This is a genomic window from Pimelobacter simplex (assembly GCF_024662235.1).
Taxonomy (GTDB): domain Bacteria; phylum Actinomycetota; class Actinomycetes; order Propionibacteriales; family Nocardioidaceae; genus Nocardioides.
Window position 1 is genome coordinate 4,961,982 of sequence record NZ_CP096276.1, and the last position, 17,994, is coordinate 4,979,975.

At 66.8% G+C, this 17,994-nt stretch carries 18 protein-coding genes and 2 pseudogenes; 16 read left to right on the forward strand and 4 right to left on the reverse strand.

From position 1 onward, the window contains the following. Window positions 1-76: 76 nt before the first annotated feature. A complete protein-coding gene (locus tag M0M48_RS24300; protein WP_257753086.1) occupies window positions 77-553 on the forward strand; it encodes a hypothetical protein in 477 nt (158 codons plus the stop codon). Here M0M48_RS24300 and M0M48_RS24305 read toward each other — a convergent pair. After that, complete coding sequence (locus tag M0M48_RS24305; RefSeq protein WP_215817487.1) at window positions 543-1,790, reverse strand: IS256 family transposase; 1,248 nt, start codon at window positions 1,788-1,790, stop codon at window positions 543-545. The two genes, M0M48_RS24300 and M0M48_RS24305, sit on opposite strands and share 11 nt — an antisense overlap. A 294-nt stretch (window positions 1,791-2,084) precedes the next feature. On the opposite strand from M0M48_RS24305, the gene M0M48_RS24310 reads away from it, so the two are divergent. From M0M48_RS24310 to M0M48_RS24335, 6 genes are read left to right on the forward strand one after another with little or no spacing between them, the layout of a single operon-like run. Beyond that, window positions 2,085-3,686: a Mu transposase C-terminal domain-containing protein gene (locus tag M0M48_RS24310; RefSeq protein WP_257753087.1), complete on the forward strand. Its 1,602-nt coding sequence runs from the start codon at window positions 2,085-2,087 to the stop codon at window positions 3,684-3,686. Next, window positions 3,686-4,744 carry a TniB family NTP-binding protein gene (locus tag M0M48_RS24315; protein ID WP_257751336.1) on the forward strand — a complete coding sequence of 353 codons (1,059 nt, stop codon included), beginning with the start codon at window positions 3,686-3,688 and terminating at the stop codon, window positions 4,742-4,744. Before M0M48_RS24310 ends, M0M48_RS24315 begins: the two co-directional genes overlap by 1 nt. Beyond that, on the forward strand, window positions 4,741-6,087 hold the full coding sequence (locus tag M0M48_RS24320; protein ID WP_257751337.1) for a hypothetical protein: 1,347 nt from the start codon (window positions 4,741-4,743) through the stop codon (window positions 6,085-6,087). Before M0M48_RS24315 ends, M0M48_RS24320 begins: the two co-directional genes overlap by 4 nt. Continuing rightward, a complete protein-coding gene (locus tag M0M48_RS24325; RefSeq protein ID WP_257751338.1) occupies window positions 6,077-7,738 on the forward strand; it encodes a TniQ family protein in 1,662 nt (553 codons plus the stop codon). The genes M0M48_RS24320 and M0M48_RS24325 overlap by 11 nt, the downstream gene beginning before the upstream one ends. Next, on the forward strand, window positions 7,735-8,040 hold the full coding sequence (locus M0M48_RS24330) for a hypothetical protein (protein ID WP_257751339.1): 306 nt from the start codon (window positions 7,735-7,737) through the stop codon (window positions 8,038-8,040). The genes M0M48_RS24325 and M0M48_RS24330 overlap by 4 nt, the downstream gene beginning before the upstream one ends. Further along, the gene (locus M0M48_RS24335) at window positions 8,027-9,076 is read left to right on the forward strand and encodes a hypothetical protein (RefSeq protein WP_257751340.1); all 1,050 of its coding nucleotides are present in this window, start codon (window positions 8,027-8,029) and stop codon (window positions 9,074-9,076) included. Before M0M48_RS24330 ends, M0M48_RS24335 begins: the two co-directional genes overlap by 14 nt. Here the strand turns inward: M0M48_RS24335 and M0M48_RS24340 are convergent, their stop codons facing one another. Further along, window positions 9,077-9,355, reverse strand: a complete 279-nt coding sequence (locus tag M0M48_RS24340; RefSeq protein ID WP_257753088.1) for a hypothetical protein — start codon at window positions 9,353-9,355, stop codon at window positions 9,077-9,079. 445 nt (window positions 9,356-9,800) lie between these two features. On the opposite strand from M0M48_RS24340, the gene M0M48_RS24345 reads away from it, so the two are divergent. The 6 genes from M0M48_RS24345 to M0M48_RS24370 all read left to right on the forward strand — a co-directional run bounded on the left by M0M48_RS24345 (window position 9,801) and on the right by M0M48_RS24370 (window position 13,840). Beyond that, window positions 9,801-10,046: a DUF2188 domain-containing protein gene (locus M0M48_RS24345; RefSeq protein WP_257751341.1), complete on the forward strand. Its 246-nt coding sequence runs from the start codon at window positions 9,801-9,803 to the stop codon at window positions 10,044-10,046. Window positions 10,047-10,056: 10 nt separating this feature from the next. After that, on the forward strand, window positions 10,057-10,845 hold the full coding sequence (locus tag M0M48_RS24350) for a DUF1883 domain-containing protein (RefSeq protein ID WP_257751342.1): 789 nt from the start codon (window positions 10,057-10,059) through the stop codon (window positions 10,843-10,845). Between the two features lie 371 nt (window positions 10,846-11,216). Continuing rightward, the gene (locus M0M48_RS24355; RefSeq protein WP_257751343.1) at window positions 11,217-12,026 is read left to right on the forward strand and encodes a hypothetical protein; all 810 of its coding nucleotides are present in this window, start codon (window positions 11,217-11,219) and stop codon (window positions 12,024-12,026) included. Window positions 12,027-12,152: 126 nt separating this feature from the next. Continuing rightward, the gene (locus tag M0M48_RS24360; protein ID WP_257751344.1) at window positions 12,153-12,524 is read left to right on the forward strand and encodes a TIR domain-containing protein; all 372 of its coding nucleotides are present in this window, start codon (window positions 12,153-12,155) and stop codon (window positions 12,522-12,524) included. Window positions 12,525-12,555: 31 nt separating this feature from the next. Next, the gene (locus tag M0M48_RS24365) at window positions 12,556-13,542 is read left to right on the forward strand and encodes a caspase family protein (protein WP_257754415.1); all 987 of its coding nucleotides are present in this window, start codon (window positions 12,556-12,558) and stop codon (window positions 13,540-13,542) included. A gap of 7 nt (window positions 13,543-13,549) precedes the next feature. Beyond that, window positions 13,550-13,840, forward strand: a complete 291-nt coding sequence (locus tag M0M48_RS24370) for a hypothetical protein (RefSeq protein ID WP_257751345.1) — start codon at window positions 13,550-13,552, stop codon at window positions 13,838-13,840. 245 nt (window positions 13,841-14,085) lie between these two features. Here M0M48_RS24370 and M0M48_RS24375 read toward each other — a convergent pair whose 3' ends face one another. Next, on the reverse strand, window positions 14,086-14,310 hold the full coding sequence (locus tag M0M48_RS24375; RefSeq protein WP_257753089.1) for a hypothetical protein: 225 nt from the start codon (window positions 14,308-14,310) through the stop codon (window positions 14,086-14,088). Window positions 14,311-14,359: 49 nt separating this feature from the next. On the opposite strand from M0M48_RS24375, the gene M0M48_RS24380 reads away from it, so the two are divergent. The 3 genes and pseudogenes from M0M48_RS24380 to M0M48_RS24390 form a co-directional block, all read left to right on the forward strand. Next, window positions 14,360-14,950 (forward strand): VOC family protein, encoded by a 591-nt coding sequence (locus M0M48_RS24380; protein WP_257753090.1) that lies wholly within the window; start codon window positions 14,360-14,362, stop codon window positions 14,948-14,950. Window positions 14,951-15,083: 133 nt separating this feature from the next. Then, window positions 15,084-16,480: pseudogene (locus M0M48_RS24385) on the forward strand (IS30 family transposase). A 7-nt stretch (window positions 16,481-16,487) separates the two neighbouring features. Continuing rightward, a pseudogene (locus M0M48_RS24390) lies at window positions 16,488-16,772 on the forward strand (IS3 family transposase); the annotation flags it as partial. A gap of 115 nt (window positions 16,773-16,887) precedes the next feature. On the opposite strand, the gene M0M48_RS24395 reads toward M0M48_RS24390, so the two are convergent. After that, window positions 16,888-17,889 (reverse strand): IS481 family transposase, encoded by a 1,002-nt coding sequence (locus M0M48_RS24395; RefSeq protein WP_257750781.1) that lies wholly within the window; start codon window positions 17,887-17,889, stop codon window positions 16,888-16,890. Between the last annotated feature and the right edge of the window lie 105 nt (window positions 17,890-17,994).

A 17,994-nucleotide genomic window follows, 5' to 3' on the forward strand; every position in this document is an offset into this window, starting at 1 on the left:
TCATCTGGAGCGGCCGGCTGGTGGTGGACCTGAGCACTCGACTCCATCCCGCGACCGAGGTTGCAGCGTGTCGGGCGTGACGCAGGCGAAGGTTGGCCTGGCCATCGGCGATCGCGTTCTCGGCGAGGACGGGTATCTCGTCGTCGTACAGTTCGGCCGCCACACCGTGATGTTCGAGACGAGCGTCGGTGCTCGTCGCGAGGTGCCCTACAACGAGATCAAGGGAGTGCCCGTCTGCGACGGACGAGCGACACCCGTGATAGCTGCTCTGGAGCCGTGGTGGTCTGGCCTGTCGGCGCCGATTCGGCGGGACGCTCTCGACAAGCTCGAGGTGGTGATGGAAGTCCTGAGCGGCTACCGAGCCGGCTTCGCGCGGTTTGCCCAACCCGGAGAGCCGTACTCGAACGTCAGCGACCCGGGCCTGAGCGAGACCCGTCGTTGCGAGGCGATGGCTCGCCAACTTGCCTTCGAGAGGGAGTCTGACCGCCAGGTCGGTCAAGTCCCGGCTAGTGGTGTAGCGCTGTGTTCCTTCGCTGGGGGGTTCAGGCAGTGAGTGCTGGCAGTTGGTCGGCTCCGATCTCGGTGTCGGTGGTGGGGATGGGGTTGACGCGGCAGCGGGCGAGGACTTCGAGTCCGAGGTATCGGCGGCCTTCGGCCCATTCGTCGGTCTGCTCGGCCAAGACCGCGCCGACGAGGCGCACGATGGCCTCGCGGGTGGGGAAGATCCCGACGGCGTCGGTGCGGCGGCGGATCTCGCGGTTGAGTCGTTCGGCGGGGTTGTTGGACCAGATCTGGGTCCACACGTCCTTGGGGAATTCGGTGAACGCGAGGATGTCCGCACGCGCTTGGTCGAGGTGGTCGTGGACCTCGGGGAGCTTGCCGTCGACGTAGTCCAGCAGCCGGTCGAACTGGGCGTGCACCGCCGGCCGGTCGGGCTGGTCGTAGACGCTGTGCAGCATCGCCTTGACCGCCGGCCACATCGACTTCGGCGTCACCGACATGAGGTTCGCTGCGTAGTGGGTGCGGCACCGTTGCCAGGCCGCGCCAGCCAGGTTCGCTGCGACCGCCTCGACCAGACCGGGGTGGGCGTCGCTGGTCACGAGCCGTACCCCGGACAGGCCGCGGGCGACCAGGTCGGCGAAGAACTCGTTCCACGCCGCACCGGTCTCGGCGGTGGCCACCCGCATCCCCAGGACCTCGCGGTGGCCATCGCCGTTCACGCCGGTGGCCAGCAACACCGCGGCGTTGATCACCCGGCCGCCCTCGCGGACCTTCATCGTCAACGCATCGGCGGCGACGAAGGTGAACGGGCCAGCGGCATCGAGGGGACGGTGGCGGAACTGCTCGACGTGCTCGTCGAGCTCGGCGGCCATCCGCGAGACCTGCGACTTCGACAGCGAGTCGATGCCGAGGGTCTTGACCAGCTTGTCCATCCGCCGCGTGCTAACGCCGGCGAGGTAGCAGTCCGCTACCACGGTGATCAGCGCGGTCTCGGCTCGCTTGCGGCGCTCGAGCAACCATTCGGGGAAGTAGGTGCCCTTGCGGAGCTTGGGGATCGCCACATCGATCGTGCCGACGCGGGTGTCGAGGTCGCGGTGGCGGTAGCCGTTGCGCTGCGCGACCCGGCCTGGGGTGGGGCGGCCGTACTCGGCGCCGACCACGGCGTCGGCGTCCGCGGACAGCAGGGCGTTGATCATCGTCTGCAGCAGCTGGCGCATCAGATCTGGCGACGCTTCGGCGAGGGCTTCACCGAGCAGGCGTGCAGGGTCGACAATGTGAGGAGCGGTCATCGTGATGACTCCGTTCGAGAGTGCTGTGAGAGGTTCACTCGAAGGATCACGCGGTGGCCGCTGCTTCGTCATCCGTACTCGCCGGTGACGATCTCGGCGACCGCGCTACACCACTATCGGGGACTCAACTGCCAGGTCCTCAGGCGCGTTGCACACGGCGAGCTTCAATCGGCCGGCGTTGGGGCTAGCACGGTGCAGACGTGGATACGCGCCTGGCGTGCGGAAGGCCTCAGGGGTCTCGTCGACAAGAGAGCCACCAAAGGCCGGCGCGGATTCGATGAGCTCGATGAACGTGTGCGCGAGATCGCGGACGACGTGCTTGCCCGCTTCGACGGCGACATCTCGAAGGTCAACACCACCACCATCGAGGCGGACATCCGGCTGCAGATGAAGGCCGATGGCCTCAGCGACGTTGTTCTACCGCAGCGGCTGTTTCAGGAGTACCTCTCCGAACGCCAACGTGCACTGGGAAGAAGTACACGGGCGCAGCGTTCGCGGCATCTGCGCCGCAAGGCGTCGGCTCACACCAGCTTTCCCGCGATGCATCCCAGCCACGTCGCGATCGACGCCACCCGCGCCGACGTCCTGGTGTGGGACGAATTGCGCGAGAGGCCGGTCAGTGTCGAGATCCTGACAGCGATCAGCGTCGCAACCCGCGTCGTGGTTGGCCTGCGCGTCACGCCACGCTCGGGAAACGCGCTCGAGGCAGGCCTCCTGCTGTACGACGTCATGCGGCCGATGTCGATGCTTGTCGACGGCACCACGGTCGATGACTGGCGCTGGTGCGGCGTGCCCGAGTCGCTGGACCTGTCCGAGGTCGCGGTGCATCGCTCACCGAAGCGGATCATCCCGCCCGGCCAGAGCCTCCAGGGCGTTCATCACAAGCCCGGTGTTCGGCCGTCGTCGATCCGATGCGACCACGGGTCGGTCTTCCTGTCTGAGCACTTCATCGCTCTGCTGCGTGACTTCGGGATCGACCTGATGCTGTCCCGCGGTTCAAAGCCGACAGACAATCCTCACGTTGAGCGCTGGCACGAGACACTGCAACGCGCCTACCAGCAACTACCGGGCTACAAGGGCCGCAACGTCGCCGAGCGCGGCCGCAAGGTCGATGCCACAGGCGACAAGCTCCTCACAGCACCCGAGCTGGAACGCCACCTGCGCCGGTTCGTCGCTCTCGACTACCACCGCTCGTGGCACGAGGGCCTTGTCCTGCCGGGTGCTCCGTCGGCGCGGCTGACCCCGCTGGAGATGTGGGACGCTATGCACGAGGTCACCGGCCGTCTCCACGTGCCGCAGCATCCGGATCTGATCTACCAGTTCCTCCCGATCCGCTGGTTGACCATCGGCCACGCCGGCGTGGAGTACAAGAACCTCGTCTACGACGCCCCGGTCCTCGCTGAATTCCGTGACGTGCGCAGGGGCGCCTTCCAGGCCGACTCCCGCAAAGCGCCGTTCCACTACGACCCCCGCGACGTCTCCCGGATCTGGTTCCGCCACCCCGACACCGGCCGAATCCACGAGATCCCCTGGAAGGCCCGCCACCTCCTCGACATGCCCATGGGCGACTGGATGCACGAACGCGCCCTCGCGCGCATCGCCGAACGCGGAGGCAACACCGCCCTGAATCGAAAGTCCACGTGGCGGCAGATCATCGCCGAGCTCGGCCAGCTGACCTCGGCAGAGGAGACCGCTGAAGCACGCGCCAAGGGGTACGCCGCCCGACTGCGCTGGGAGCAGGCCCAACGCGACCACGCCGAAGCAGCAGAAGCGGCAGCGATGTTCGACGGCGACCAGGACGGCGTGGTCACACCGCTCCGACGGCGGCGCGCGGAGGCCGACGACGGGTTCGACCTCGACGCGGAGTGGCCAGACTACGACGAGGTGGGCGACTGATGGACGCCGAGATGTGGCACCACCAGGCAACCGAAGCCACGGTCCTTGCGCCGCAGCCAGTCACCGCCGCCGACCTGGACGCGATGAGCCAGATGGGCAAGAGCACGTACGCCGACGCGGTGCGCGCTGCTCTGCGGGCGCAATGTGTCTCCTCGCCCGTGCACACCGCCACCGCCAGCGCGATCGACCGCGCGCTGGAGTCCGCACTCCTCGAGCCGCCCGGCGCCCGCACCATCCTGGCCCTCTCAGCGCCGTACACCGCCGGCAAGTCGACGCTCATCAAGAGCTGGGCACAGGACCGTTACCGAACCTGGGCGAAGCCAATCCGATCGCCCCGGCCCCGATGGACCCCGAAGCCTGGGGTCACCGCAGACCTGGTCCCGGTCTGCTACCTCACCCTCCTCTCGGAGTCGCGCAGCAAGGACCTCTACACCCAGATCCTCTCCTTCGTCGGCTACCCGGCCAGCGGCGTGGAGCGCACGCTGGCGCTGCGCGCCGTCAAGGCACTCCAGACCCACGGCGTCCGGCTCGTCATCCTCGACGACGCCCACATGCTCCGCGCCACCTCGGTCACCGGCCGCGCCACCTTGAACGCGGTCAAGCACCTCAACACCGAACTCGGCGAGGTCGGAGGCGTCCTGATGCTCGTTGGCGCTGAACTGACCGGTGGTGACGTGCTCAGCGACCCCCAGATCCGCGGCCGGCTCTCCGAGCACACCCTCGCCCCCTACGAAGTCGACACGGCAACGGGTCGCGCGCAGTGGCAGCGATTCTTGAAGAACTGCGAGGACCTGCTCCTCCCGTATCTGCCCGACGAGGAGCCAGGTCTCTTCTCGTCCCGTCTGGCCGGTTACCTGTGGCGCCGCGCTCAGGGGTACGTCGGCGACACCACCCGCCTGTTGATCGACGCCGCCGCCGTCGCGATCGAGACCGGTGCACCGCTCGACCACGCGATCCTCGACCCGATCTGGGTGAGCCAGCGCGCACAGGACTCGCAGATCGACCAGGCCCGAGCCACGACCGCGAAGCGAGCCCCGGCCAAGACGGCGCCCCGATGACGCCTCGACTCCCGGTCAGCATCGACCCGCACCTGGACGAGTCGATCGCCTCGATGCTGCGACGCCTCAGTACGACCACCGGCATCCCGGTCCACACCCTCTATCCGTACGGCGTCAACGACCGCATCACCGAACGCCAGATGGGTGCCCTCGCCTGCACCCTGGGGCTGCAGACGCGCCGACTGCGCACCCACACCCTCCACCACCGACTCGCTGGGCGGCACGGCCGAAAGCCGACGAGCATCGAGCTCCGGCGCAGCGACAGAACCATCTGCTCGGTGTGCGGGATCGGCAGCCTGTGGAGCGGCTTGGTCTGGGTCAGCCACTGCCCGACCTGCCACTCCCCTCTCAACGCCGGCCTCACTGCCGACAGAGCGGTTCACGCACTGGAGATGCAGGACGCCCTCCTGCGTGGAATGCAAACGCCAGCTGTCGGATTCGCCGACCGCCGCCTTCGGTTGCTGCGCCTCCTGCGCCTCCACGTTCACCTCGCCACCGGGCCCGCCGCCATCTGCGCCGCCACGGGCGCCCGACCGGCCGGGTCGTGGCAGAACCCCGCCTGGATCGCCGGCTTCGCCGAACACGCCTGGCCGGCCAGCCGGACCGTCCAGGCAACGCGCGACCTGATCGGCGAACGCACGCTGACCCACCTCGGCGAGACCCCAGCCCCGGAGGACGACTGCCCGGCGGCCCGCCAGGCGCTCCACGACCAGCTCCGCAGCTCGCGGATCACCGAGGCCGCGATCCCCGACTACCTCCACCCCCGGCACCGGGCCCTGGACGTCGACACGGCCGGCGAAGACCTCGGCCACGGCATCGCGCGCGCCCTGCGCCGCGAAGCCATCCACGCAGCCACCGGAACACGTCCCACCCTCGCCCAGCTGGACGATCGGTACGGCGACCTGCGCAAGCAGCCCATGACCGCGACCTACGTCCACCACCTTGGCAACACATCCGCTGGACTGCGGATCCTGGCTCGGGAAACCGACCGACTCGCGCACGCTGACATCTGCGACTACCGCCACCGCCGCACGGTCCTGACGACTCTGCATTCCGTCCCGACCTCAACGCTCGCGCCCACCGCCGTGCCTCGCACGCCACGCAACCAGAGGCTGGCCGCCGCCTGGATCTGGCTGGAGCTCACCCAGGGCACGCTCAGCCTGAGCCCACACCACGCTGGAATGCGACGGGACTTGCGCTCCTTCGATCAAGCGCTCCTCGGAGAGGATCGACTCACCCTCATCGAGTACGGCCACCAGCACCTCGGAGCCGTTGCCGACGACGTCGCCCGCGACGCCCAACAGACGCTCACACGGGCAGCGAGACACGCCGATGCCGGCTGACCTGACACCGCTACCGGTCACCATCGCCCCCGTCGCCGGAGAAGCGCTCGACGGGTACCTCGAGCGACTGGGGTCCGCGAACGCGCTCCCACACCCAGCCCTCGTCCAGCGCCTCTCCCAACCCGGCGCACCCACAGCCTTCCTGACCATCGCACCAGCAGAGCCGGTGATCGCGAACCTTGCCGCGCTGACCAGACTCGACCCAGTCGCGCTGCGGTGCTGCACCTTGGCCAGCATGGTCGGCATCGACACCGACGGACTCGACCCCGCGAACAAGAACACCTGGCGTCGAGTCGCCGCCCGGGGGTGGCCGCCAGCCCACGGCACCGCCCTGTGCCCACGCTGCCTCCAAGGCGACGGGATCTGGCAACTCAGCTGGCGCCACCCGTGGGTCACCACCTGCACCGAGCACTGCCTGTGGCTCATCGATCACTGTCCCACCTGCGGAAGACGGTTCCGCTCACACCGCACACCCCTGCGCGCGATCGACACATCCCCTGATCGCTGCGGAAACCCCGGCGGAGCCCGCGGACGTGGATGCCAGCAGCCTCTCGGTGAACTCGACGCCATGGCGGCACCTGCCGCGGTGCTTGTCGCCCAACGCCGCATCGACGACGCCCTGCAAGGTCGGCCAGTCGCTGTCCTCGGCGACCTCATGGACCCCAGCGACTACCTGCGGGAACTCAAGTCGCTGTCCGTGCTCCTCCTGCACCTCGCCGTCCAGCCGGGCGGTGAGGACCTTGCGCCATGGGCCGATACTGCCCGCGCCGACCGCGAACGCACCGCCGGGCCCCGCGGCGTTCGCTGGGGACTTGCCCCGCCAGCGAACCTGCAGCTCCGCGGCCAGGCCCTCGCCGCAGCGGACGAGATCCTCCGAGCAGGGAGCATCGACGACGCCGCGGACAAACTCCATCGCTGGACCGAGCTCACACCGGTGACCAACGACGGCCAGCTCGGCTGGCTTGCCGATCACACCACCATGACGCCGCTCCTCACCCACCTGGTCATGGCCGCCACCGCCTCGCGGCGACGACTGGCAACGCTGCTCGAGAACTCCGGCAGCCTCCTGCCGCTGACCGCGGTCCCCCAGGTAGTCCCGGCCATCGTCTACGCCCGGCACGTCTCCGGCATGCTCGACGTCACCGCCCGCACCGGGCGCCTGTTCGTCAGCCTGTGCCTCGCCCGCCAACACCGCGGAAACCTCACGTGGGCCCAGGCCGCCGCGGCACTCGGACTCCCTCCAGCGCTCGGGTCGAAGACCGCCCGCGCCTGCACCGCTGACCTCCTCGTCTCGGGTGCCGACTTCATAGCGGCGCTGACCCGAATCGCAAACCAACTCGCCCCAGCCGTCGACTACCGCGCCCGGGAGGACGCGGTACGACGCCTCGCACGCCGCTGCGGCTGGTACCGACCTTGGGCGCGGATCCACCTGCCCGGGAGCCACGCGGCCAGCCAGCAATACGCCGTCACCTGGCTGTGGACCGAGTACGCGCACGGACACATCGACACCAGCCCCGGCTGGCAGCACCCGCCAGCCCGCCACGACTGTGCGCACTACCGCGCGTTCGTCCGGCGTCTGGACCAGCCCGCGACCGACGCACTGGCCGAACTGATCCGCAGCACCGCCGTAGCGACGAGGAGGACCGGATGAAGACCGCAACGCAGATCTGGGGACTGTGGGACTGCGAGGAACTCCTCAGCGTCCACCTCACCCATGACGCCGCCCGCGAGGCCAGGGACGAGCACCTCGAACGCTGCCGCTGCTTCACCGACGACCAGGACGCCATCAGCATCGCCGTCCAGATTCGACCCATCCGGCTCTCAGCAGATCCGGTGCCTGTGGAGAACCAGAACCAGGCCACCTCATCGGGCCACCATGAGCAGATGACCACCAGCCGGGGAACGGCGCAGCCGAGACACCAGTGGAGAGGAGGTCGGGATGCCCACCGATGACGACGCCGGCAGCTCCGCCGAGCCTCGGACAACCAAGCCTGTGTTCGTCGTCCCGCAGGCAGAGGGCGTCGACGTCGCGCTCGACTTCACCACGCCCGGGCCGTTCGGCGACTTCGCGTTCACCGCTCAGATCCCCGAGCCCGACGGCGCTGTCAGGGAACGCGTGTACGGCGCGGACCACACCGATGAGCCTGCGGTCTTCGTTGAGATTCTTCAGCACTGGACCCGTGTTGCCGAACCGGACGGCATCCTCGCCGGCCTGGAGCGGGCAGAGGCGGTCCTACGTTTCCTCACCGACGACCTCGCACCGACAACCCAGTCGGAGAACGACTTCGCCGACCTCCTGCGCCGCGGCGTCGAGCCACTGGCGGTCATGAACTTCCTCCCGGTCGACCACGAGCACAGCGACGAGCGAGGCGACGTCATCGTCCTCTCGTCGCGCGGTACTGACCTGGTCTGGATTAGTCGCCGCAGCCCGCGCACGACCTTCACCGTCCCGCCCAGCCACCTATGGGCCTTCGTGACCGGGATGGTGTGGCGCACCTACGACCACGACAGCATCCCTCTCAGTCGGCTCAACACCGTCGCGTACGAATCTGCGCTCGCCTCATTTCGCGCGGCAATCAGGAGTCGCAGCGGCACGATCCCTGAGCCCGATCCGACGGGTCCGGACGGCGCGGTCCAGCACGAAGATCGACTTGGTACTCCCGAGCTCGTCCAGAGATTGTGCGACCTGCTCGGCACCAAGCTGGTCGCCTACCTGAGCTCCGTGGCAGACACGCGAACCGTGCGAGCCTGGGCGGACTTTGCTGCCGACAGCGCACCTCCGGACGAGCTCATCGAGCGTCTTCGTGTTGCCTACCAGGCAGCCACGCTGCTCAGCGAGAACGACACCGCGTCCGTCATCCAGGCATGGTTCCAAGGCCGCAATCCGCTGCTCGACGACATCGCGCCAGCACGCGTGCTCCGCGATGGCGAAGTCGGTGTTGGCGGAGCCAACGTCATGGTCGCAGCTCGCGCCTTCGCAGGCAGGTGATCAGAGATGTGAGCGAACGACCGGAGCGACAGCATCGAAGAGCTCGATCAGCTGAGCCGCAAATTCGCCATCGTGCTTGCGAAGGAACGGAGCAGCACCGTCCACCTTGCTGACGGCCTCACGCGCGATCCGAATCTGCTCGGCAGTGAGTTTCGTTGCGTCGGCAGGTCCGCGCGACTCGCCCATGCCGGGTGCCTTCTCGTAGGGGGCGTAGCGCTCGCTGAGGATCGCGACCTGTTCCTTGTAGTGCTCCAGGCGTGACTCGAGGCGCCGCTTCACCTCCGCTGTGGCTCGGCGACACTCGTCGTCGTGATAATCCCGCGGGCGCCCCCGTCCGCCACGGCGCTGGATGACCTCATCACACCGTGGGTTGGCGCATTCCGCAGTCTGGACGTCTCTGTCCGATGCCTGATCTAGCCGGGTGACCGTCGCCTCTGACATCCAAGACCTCCAATAAATCGCGCGAAAACAACTTACCGCTTCGCGCAGGTCAGAATGGTGATCGGTGAGAGTCGACACGCCGATCAGTTGGCCTGACGCGCCGCGAAAGGCCAGATCAAATCGCGTGAAAATATTCAAGCGCAAACTGGCGTGCAACGCAGTGCGGGCGCCTGGTCTAGCCACCAGACGCCCGCGGCACGCGAGGTGATCGCATGCGACTTGCACCTGCATCTCATCACCGGACGAGCCAGACCCACAAGATGAGATCCAGCAGGAGAAGACCATGAGCAATAACAACCGCAGGCACGTCGTCCCCAACCAGGATGGCGGCTGGGACGTCCGTGCTCCCGGTGCCCAGCGCTCCAGCGCCCACACCGACACCCAGGCCGACGCTGTACGCCGAGCAGGCGAGATCGTCGGCAACGCCGGCGGCGGCGAGGTCCTGATCCACGGACGCGACGGCCGTATCCGCGACTCCGACACGATCGCGCCGGGCAACGACCCCAATCCTCCGCGCGATAAGAAGTGAGCGCCGGGTCATGCAGCACCTCTACTTCGACCTAAAGCAGCAGACGAAGGGCGCGGTCGCGGTCGTCACCCTCGACAAGCAGGCGAACGTCCGCTTGATGACCGCGAGTGACTACCGCGCACTCAAGGCTGGGCGGCGCTTTTCCTTCCACGGCGGCCGCGCCACCAAGTCGCCCGTCCACCTCCCCATCCCCAACAGCGGCCACTGGTTCGTCGTCGTCGACCTCGGCGGCCTCGCTGGGCGGGTCCGAGCGAGTGTCGCAGTGCAGTCGCCTCCACCCGGCCTGCTGCCCCCGATCCGGGAGCGGAGTCCGATCAGCGACGTCCAAGTTCGTGAACCGGCAGAACCCGACGGCGGCGTCCTGGGTGGGCAGACTTGGGACGTCTTCATCTCCCACGCCAGCGAGGACAAGGAGGCCGTGGCCGTTCCGTTGCGCGACGCTCTTGTCGATCTCGGCGTCAGCGTCTGGCTCGACAAGACCGAGCTCACCGTCGGCGACAGCCTCCGTCGAAAGATCGACCAAGGAATCCGGGCGAGCCGCTTCGGGATCGTGATCCTCTCTGAGCGGTTCTTCGGCAAGGGATGGACCAACCACGAGCTCGACGGCCTGGTCACCCGGACTGTCGCCGGCGAGCAGACCCTCCTGCCCATCTGGCACAACCTAACCGGAGATCAGGTGCGTTCCTACAGTCCGTCGTTGGCCGACAAGGTCGCGTTGAGCACGGACACCGTCTCGATCGAAGACATGGCCGAGCAGATCGCCGCTGTCGTCGGGGGCAGAGAGGAGGACGTGGCGTGACCACCACGCTCGATGGCCAACCATCGGTGGTGGGTCCGGCCTCGCCACCTGCAGGCACCAGGGTGATGCCTGACAGACGTCGTTTCGGCGCAGCTCGCGGCCTGCTGATGCAGCGCGCCGTTGACCTTCGCGACGAGATGCCTCGCGGGCGTCGAAGGGCTGATACGCCCCGATGGCGGTCGTGGGCACAGGTCATGGCCGGGATGTCACTCCTGACCGTTGGGATGGTGACTCTCTATTTCATCGGGCCGTCCTGGAATTGGCTTGGCGCAGTCGCAGCAGTAGTCGGCCCCACGGTGATGTTGCTGGGGGTGGTCGACCTCGCGAGGCGAGGCGCCCACGGGCATCGCCGCTTGGGCCGCCTCCTACGCATGATCAGGGTCATCGGACTCGCACTGACCACTATGCTGATCGCAGTCGAGGTGCTCGCGGCGCTGGCCGCGGTGGTGCTTCTCGGGGCGGCCGTGTTTCGTGGTGAATGGTCGCCCGATGTTGCTCACTACCTGGCCAACGCGCTGTTGCTCGCGGTCATGGCCGGGTGTCTGACGATGATGGTCCGGGTCGCAGATCTGCCGGCGGTCGCTCTCACGCAGGCTGTTTGGTGGCGGGAGCTCTCAACGGCACGACAATTCACGACCATCGCGATCCCGGTCGCGCTGGTCGGCGCGGTCGTTGCACTCGGTGTGAGAGACACCAGGGCGGTCGCGGTCGCCATGGTTGGTCTCACCGCCGTCCTTGTCGGCTGGGCACGCGCCGACCGCGCTGCCACAGACGAAGCCGTACGTCGCCTCGCTGAGGCAGCTGACGCCCTTGCGGCGGCCAGTCGTTCGATGGTCGCGGCCGTCGAAGCAGGAGCGCCCCCAAGTAAGGCAGCGGCCCGCACGGACGCCGTCCTCGAAGCCCTCGAACGCCTCGACCTCGCCTGTCACAGGAACATGCGACGCGGCATACCTGCGGGGACGCGCTACCTGGTTGACGTCGAGCTCCTCATCGTGATTCGGGCCTGCAGGGCTGTACTCGTCGACTCGCCCATCGAGCACTTCGGCTCACCGCTTACGGCCACCGTCGCACGTGAGCTCACCGTTTTTGAGCCCCGATTGCTGGCGCGGGAGCTTCTGATCTTCGCCGGGGATGTCCGACGTCTGGCGACGCTCGCCCCCGATCGGCTGGTGGCCTTGTGAGCTCGCGTTCCGGCCGAACTGTCGGAGCCACCGGCTAACTTCGGCAAGCGCCGCCCGCCGCACAGCAGCAGGTCAGCCGCAGATCATCCATGGCACCAGACCAGTCATCTAGTTAGGAGCACACCCATGGCAGACAAGAAGACCCTTTTCGTTGCGTTCGCGATCGAGGATGAGCGGCAGCGGGACCTTCTAAAGGGACAGACCCTGCACCCGCGCGCTCCGTACGAGTTCATCGACATGTCGGTGAAGGAGCCCTACGACAAGGAGTGGAAGGATCGCGTCCGCACGCGGATCAAGCGCTCTCACGGCGTGATCGTGCTGGTCAGCAAGAACTCGTTGACGTCCAGCGGCCAGAAGTGGGAGATCCAGTGCGCCAAGGAGGAGAAGAAGCCGATCCGAGGAATCTGGGCCTACTCCAACGACCGGACCGCGATCGCTGGCGTCACGACCGTGACCTGGACCGACGCCAACATCGCCGGCTTCATCGACTCCCTCTGACGCGCTCTAGCCTGGAACTCCGGTGACCACCATGCGTAAGGCCCTCATTGTCGGGATTGACCACTACGAGCACATCAACGGACTCAACGGCTGCGTCAACGATGCCTTCTCGGTCAAGACGGCGCTCGAGCGTCACTCCGACGGCACCTTGAACTTCACGACACCGAACCTGATGGTGGCGACCGGCCCGGGCAAGACGATCTGCAAGAAGGACCTCAAGGACGCTGTTCGGGAGGTGTTCGCAGACGATGCTGAGATTGCACTGTTCTACTTCTCCGGTCACGGCCACATCGAGGACACCGGCGGCTTCCTTTGCACCAGCGACTCCGAGGACGGTGATGATGGGCTCTCCCTCAATGAGGTGATGACCATGGCCAACAACTCACCTGCGCGGAACAAGATCATCATCCTCGACAGCTGCCACAGCGGGGCCGCCGGCAACAACGCCATCGCTCAAAACCTGGCCGAGATCTCCGACGGGCTGACGATTCTGACTGCATCAACGGCCAACCAGTACGCCATGGAGAGCAACGGCAGCGGCGTCTTCACCGGGCTCTTCGTCGACGCGCTCAACGGGGCGGCGGCCAACCTGGTCGGAGACATCACGCCCGGAAGCGTCTATGCCCACATCGATCAGTCCCTCGGCCCTTGGGCACAACGCCCGGTATTCAAGACCAACGTCAAGACGTTCGTCTCCCTGCGGCGAGCAGAACCCCCAATCGCCCTTGCTGACCTGCAGGCCCTGACGACCCACTTCCCTACGTCGGACTACGAGTTCGCCCTTGACCCGTCCTACGAGCCCGAGCGATCTGCTGAGCAGCTCGCCGATCCCGCCATGCCGGATCCCGACCCATCCAGAACCGCGGTCTTCCGGACTCTCCAGAACTACGTGAGGGTCAACCTCGTACGACCCGTCGACGCACCTCACATGTGGCACGCAGCGATGGAGAGCAAGTCCTGCGAACTCACCGTTCTGGGGCAGCACTACTGGAACCTCGTTGCCGGCGATCTGATCTGATGTGACCATGGAGGAGACCAACGAGCCGGTACAGCGGCTACGAGATCCCGAACTCCTCGAGAAGCTCGCGGCGGCCGAGCACGAGCGGTGGGCCCACTGGCAGCGCTACCTGCACCAGCAGTGCACTCCAGGCCCCGATGGCTCGCTGACCATCCCCGCCGATCTGGTCCGCCAATGGACCGAACAGATCGACACCCCCTATGCCGACCTCACTCAGGCCGAGAAGGACAGCGACCGCGATCAGGTCGAGCGATACCTACCCCTCATCGAACAAGCACTCGCCAACGAACTGCGGTAGGCCGGTCAATCACGACTGGTGCCGGCGTCGACGGGTGCTCGGACCCTGCCTTCGTGTCCGGACTTTGACGGATCGGCCCGCCTTGGGTCGTCTGATCAAAGTTACACGCATGTAGTTCGTCGAACATCGCTGCAAATCGACATCCTTTGTCGAGATGCAGCCAACATGGACAAGTACGAACATTTGTCAAGATCTACTGGGCCGGTAGACATTCAGCGGTGCCGAGAAGCCGGCAGCCGTTCGATCTAACGGCGTAGGTGCCGCTCAATGCGGTCGAGACGGTCGGTGTTCTCGTCGATCTTTGCCGCGAGCAGGTTGAGCGTGCTCTGGAGCGAGATCAGTTCTGCGTCGAGCGCGACGTCGACGCCTGTCACCGGTCGCTGGTCGCCCAGCGATTGGTCGAGCAGTACCGCCTCACGGTCACGCACCTGAATCCCGACGACCACGAATGACAACGGCGTTGCCGCCACACCATGCGCGCCAGTGCCCCGGTACCCGGGGTCTGGGTCACAATGGGGCGTGGCCGGCGAACGTACCTATCCCATCCTGCCGTGCGCCAGCCTTGACCAGGCTCTCACCTTCTACAACGCCCTCGGCTTCGCAGTCAGCTACCAGCAGCGGCGACCGAACCCGTACGCCGTCGTGGAGTTGGACGACATCGTCATCCACCTGTCGGGGATTGATGGCTTTGATGCGGCCAACTCCTATGCCAGCGCGATCATCACCGTCCCCGACATCGCCCGGCTGCATGAATCGTTCACCGAGGGCCTGCGCCGAGACTTCGGCAGAGTCCCGACCGCGGGCATCCCGCGTCTGCTCCGACTGCGCCGCAAGGCAGGAACCGCAACCGGGTTCAGCGTGATCGACGTCGGAGGGAACTGGCTGCGCTTCTACGCCCTCGGCGCCTCCGAAGACGAGACCCCGCGATCAGGCCTGGCACGGGTGATAGAAGTGGCCGCACGCCAGGGCGACTCGCGCGGCGATGAAGCCCGCGCCATTGCTGTTCTCCAGGCCGGACTCCGCCGCTATCCCGATGCACCGCCCGCGGAACGAGATGAGGCACTCGCCTATCTGGCCGAGTTGACGGAGCGAGCCTCTGCGTCCCCGTAGGCGGATCGTCACGCGGAGCGTGACCAGTGCGGGATCGCGCTGCGCTCGCCGCAGGGCACGATCTGCCACTCCGATAGGGGCGGCCAGGGCGGATTCAACTGGTCGTCGCAACACCTCGTCATGGAGGTGTGGAATGGCACGTCGTCAGCGGGAAGCAGATCGGGCGATCCGGCCGAAGTTGCGCTCGCCCGGCCATCCGAAGTTTCAGCGCCCCGTAGAGGCAGTCTTCTGGAAGGCGATTGCGACGGGATTGTTGCCCATCGAAGCAGCCACCGTGGCCGGCGTGGCGCCCGCTGTCGGCCAACGCTGGTTCCGCAACGCTGGCGGCATGGCGCCGTTCAATTTGAAGCACGAGCCCACCGGACGGTATCTGTCGTTCGCTGAGCGTGAAGAGATCGCGATCCTAAAGGCCCAGGGCAAGGGCGTGCGCGAGATCGCTCGTGAGATCGGGCGCGACCCTGGGACGGTGTCACGCGAACTGCGCCGCAACGCCGCCACTCGGGGCGGGAAGCTCGAGTACCGGGCATCGGTGGCGCAGTGGAAGGCCGACATGGCTGCCAAGAGGCCCAAGACGGCAAAGCTCGTCGCGGATCCTCGGCTGCATGCTTACGTGCAGGAGCGGCTGTCGGGACAGATCAAGACTCCTGATGGCAAGGTCATCCGGGTCCGGAGCCGCCACGGTTCACCGGCATCAACAAGCCGCATCGCAAGCATCGTGGTTGGTCCGCGGCGTGGAGTCCGGAGCAGATCAGCAACCGGCTCAAGGTCGACTTCCCTGATGATGAGTCCATGCGCATCAGCCACGAGGCGATCTACCAGTCGCTCTACATCGAGGGCCGCGGCGCGTTGAAGCGCGAGCTGGTCTGGTGCCTGCGCACCGGCCGTGCGTTGCGTGCGCCGAGAGAGCGATCCAGGCGTAAGACGTGGGCCCATGTCACGCCAGAGACCTTGATCAGCGAACGACCCGCCGAGGCCGAGGACCGTGCCGTCCCGGGCCATTGGGAGGGCGCCCTGCTGATCGGGCTGGAGCGCTCAGCGATCGGCACCGTCGTCGATCGCACGACCAAGTTCACGCTGCTGGTCCACCTTCCCCGCGAGGAGGGCTACCGGCACAAGGAGACTCCGAGGAACGGCCCCGCATTAGCCGGCTACGGCGCGATCACGATGAAGAACGCCCTGGCGAACACAATGTCGGTGCTGCCGGCCGAACTGGCGAGGTCGCTGACCTGGGACCGCGGGAAGGAGATGTCGGCCCACGCCAAGTTCAGTGTCGAGACCGGGATCCCGGTCTTCTTCGCAGACCCGCAGTCGCCTTGGCAGCGCGGCACGAACGAGAACACCAACGGCCTACTGCGCCAGTACTTCCCCAAGGGAACCGACCTGTCGTGCTGGTCGGCTGAGGAGATCGAAGCCGTCGCTCACGCGCTGAACACCAGACCCCGAAAGACCCTCAACTGGAAGACCCCCGCGGAAGCGTTCAACGAACATCTACTGTTGCTCCAACAAGCCGGTGTTGCATCGACTGGTTGAACCTGGTCAGTTCCGCGCCAAACGCACCCAGCGGCTGCTCGCGAACAACGACCTGGTCGGGTCGATGGGCCGATCCTATGGCGCCGGCGACAACGCCAGCATGGAGAGCTTCTTCTCGCTGTTGCAGAAGAACGTGCTCGACACCCGCCGCTGGGACACCCGCGAGGAGCTGCGGCTCGCGATGGTCACCTGGATCGAAACGAAGTACAACCGCCGCCGTCGCCAGCGAGCCCTTGGCAAGCTCACTCCGGTCGAGTTTGAGATGATCTACGCGGCCGCAGCAGCGGCCTGACTACTGCAAACCCCGAGTGTCAACCAGACCGGGGGCAGACCCGGCGACCCCAAACCGATCCAAGCTCGACCGTGATCCCAAACTCGCCCCCCGTATGGAGGGGGTTGCTGCGCGACTAGGTGTGATGCCCAGCCAGGTTGTCCAACCTGGTGATGGGTGTGGCCTTCCCGATTGCTGAGTGGGGCCGGTGGTGGTTGTACTCGTGGACCCATGCTGGCAGAGCCGCGAGTCGGGCTGACTCGGAGTTGTAGAACTTCTTGAACGCCCACCCCTCGGCGAGGGTGCGGTGGAAGCGCTCGATCTTGCCGTTGGTCTGCGGTCGGTAGGGCCTGGTCTTCTTCGGTGTGATGCCCAGGTCGCTACAGGTCTGCTTCCAGAGGTTCGACTTGTAGCAGCTGCCGTTGTCGCTGATCACCCGCTGGACGGTCACGCCCCGGTCGGCAAACCAGGCGACCGCGTTGCGCAGCACGGCCGCTGCGGTTTCCTTGGTCTCATCGTTGTGGGCCTCCACGTACGCGACTCGTGAGTGGTCGTCGATGACGGTGTGCAGGTAGCAGGTCCCAGTCAGCGGATTGCGCCACCTGTTGCGGGGAAGGTCGGGCGTCGCCGCCCGGTTCCGGTTGCCCTGCTTGCGGCCGACGTAGCGCCAGCCGCCGCCGTCGGGCACCCGGCCGAGCTTCTTGACGTCGACGTGGATCAGGTCGCCTGGCTTTTCGTGTTCGTAGCGGCGGACGGGCTCCCCAGTGGTGCGGTCGATGTGCGTGAGCCGGTTGAGCCGGCAGCGGACCAGCACCGCGTACACGGTCGAGGACGGCATGCCGAGCCGGTCGCCGATCTCGACCGGACCCAGCCGCTGCTTCCACCGCAGGTGGACGATCTTCCGCACCACCGGCGCGGGAGTCCGGTTCGGCTGCTGGCGCGGCGCCGAGGACCGGTCCACCATCCCCGCTGGCCCCTCGGCCTGGTAGCGGTCAGCCCACTTCTTCGCGGTCCGCCACGACACGTCGTAGCGCTCCGCGGCTCGAGCCGGTTTCCAGCCGTGATCGACGATCAGACGCGCCAGCTTGAGCCGGGCGCGCGGGGTCAGAGCAGCGTTTGCATGGGTAGCGTGGGACACGAAGGCCTCCTGGGTGTGAAGCGGTTCCTTAGACAGCTCCACTCCACATCGGGAGGCCTTCACCCATCTACGACATCAGATCGTGTCGTCACACGTTCTCGACCA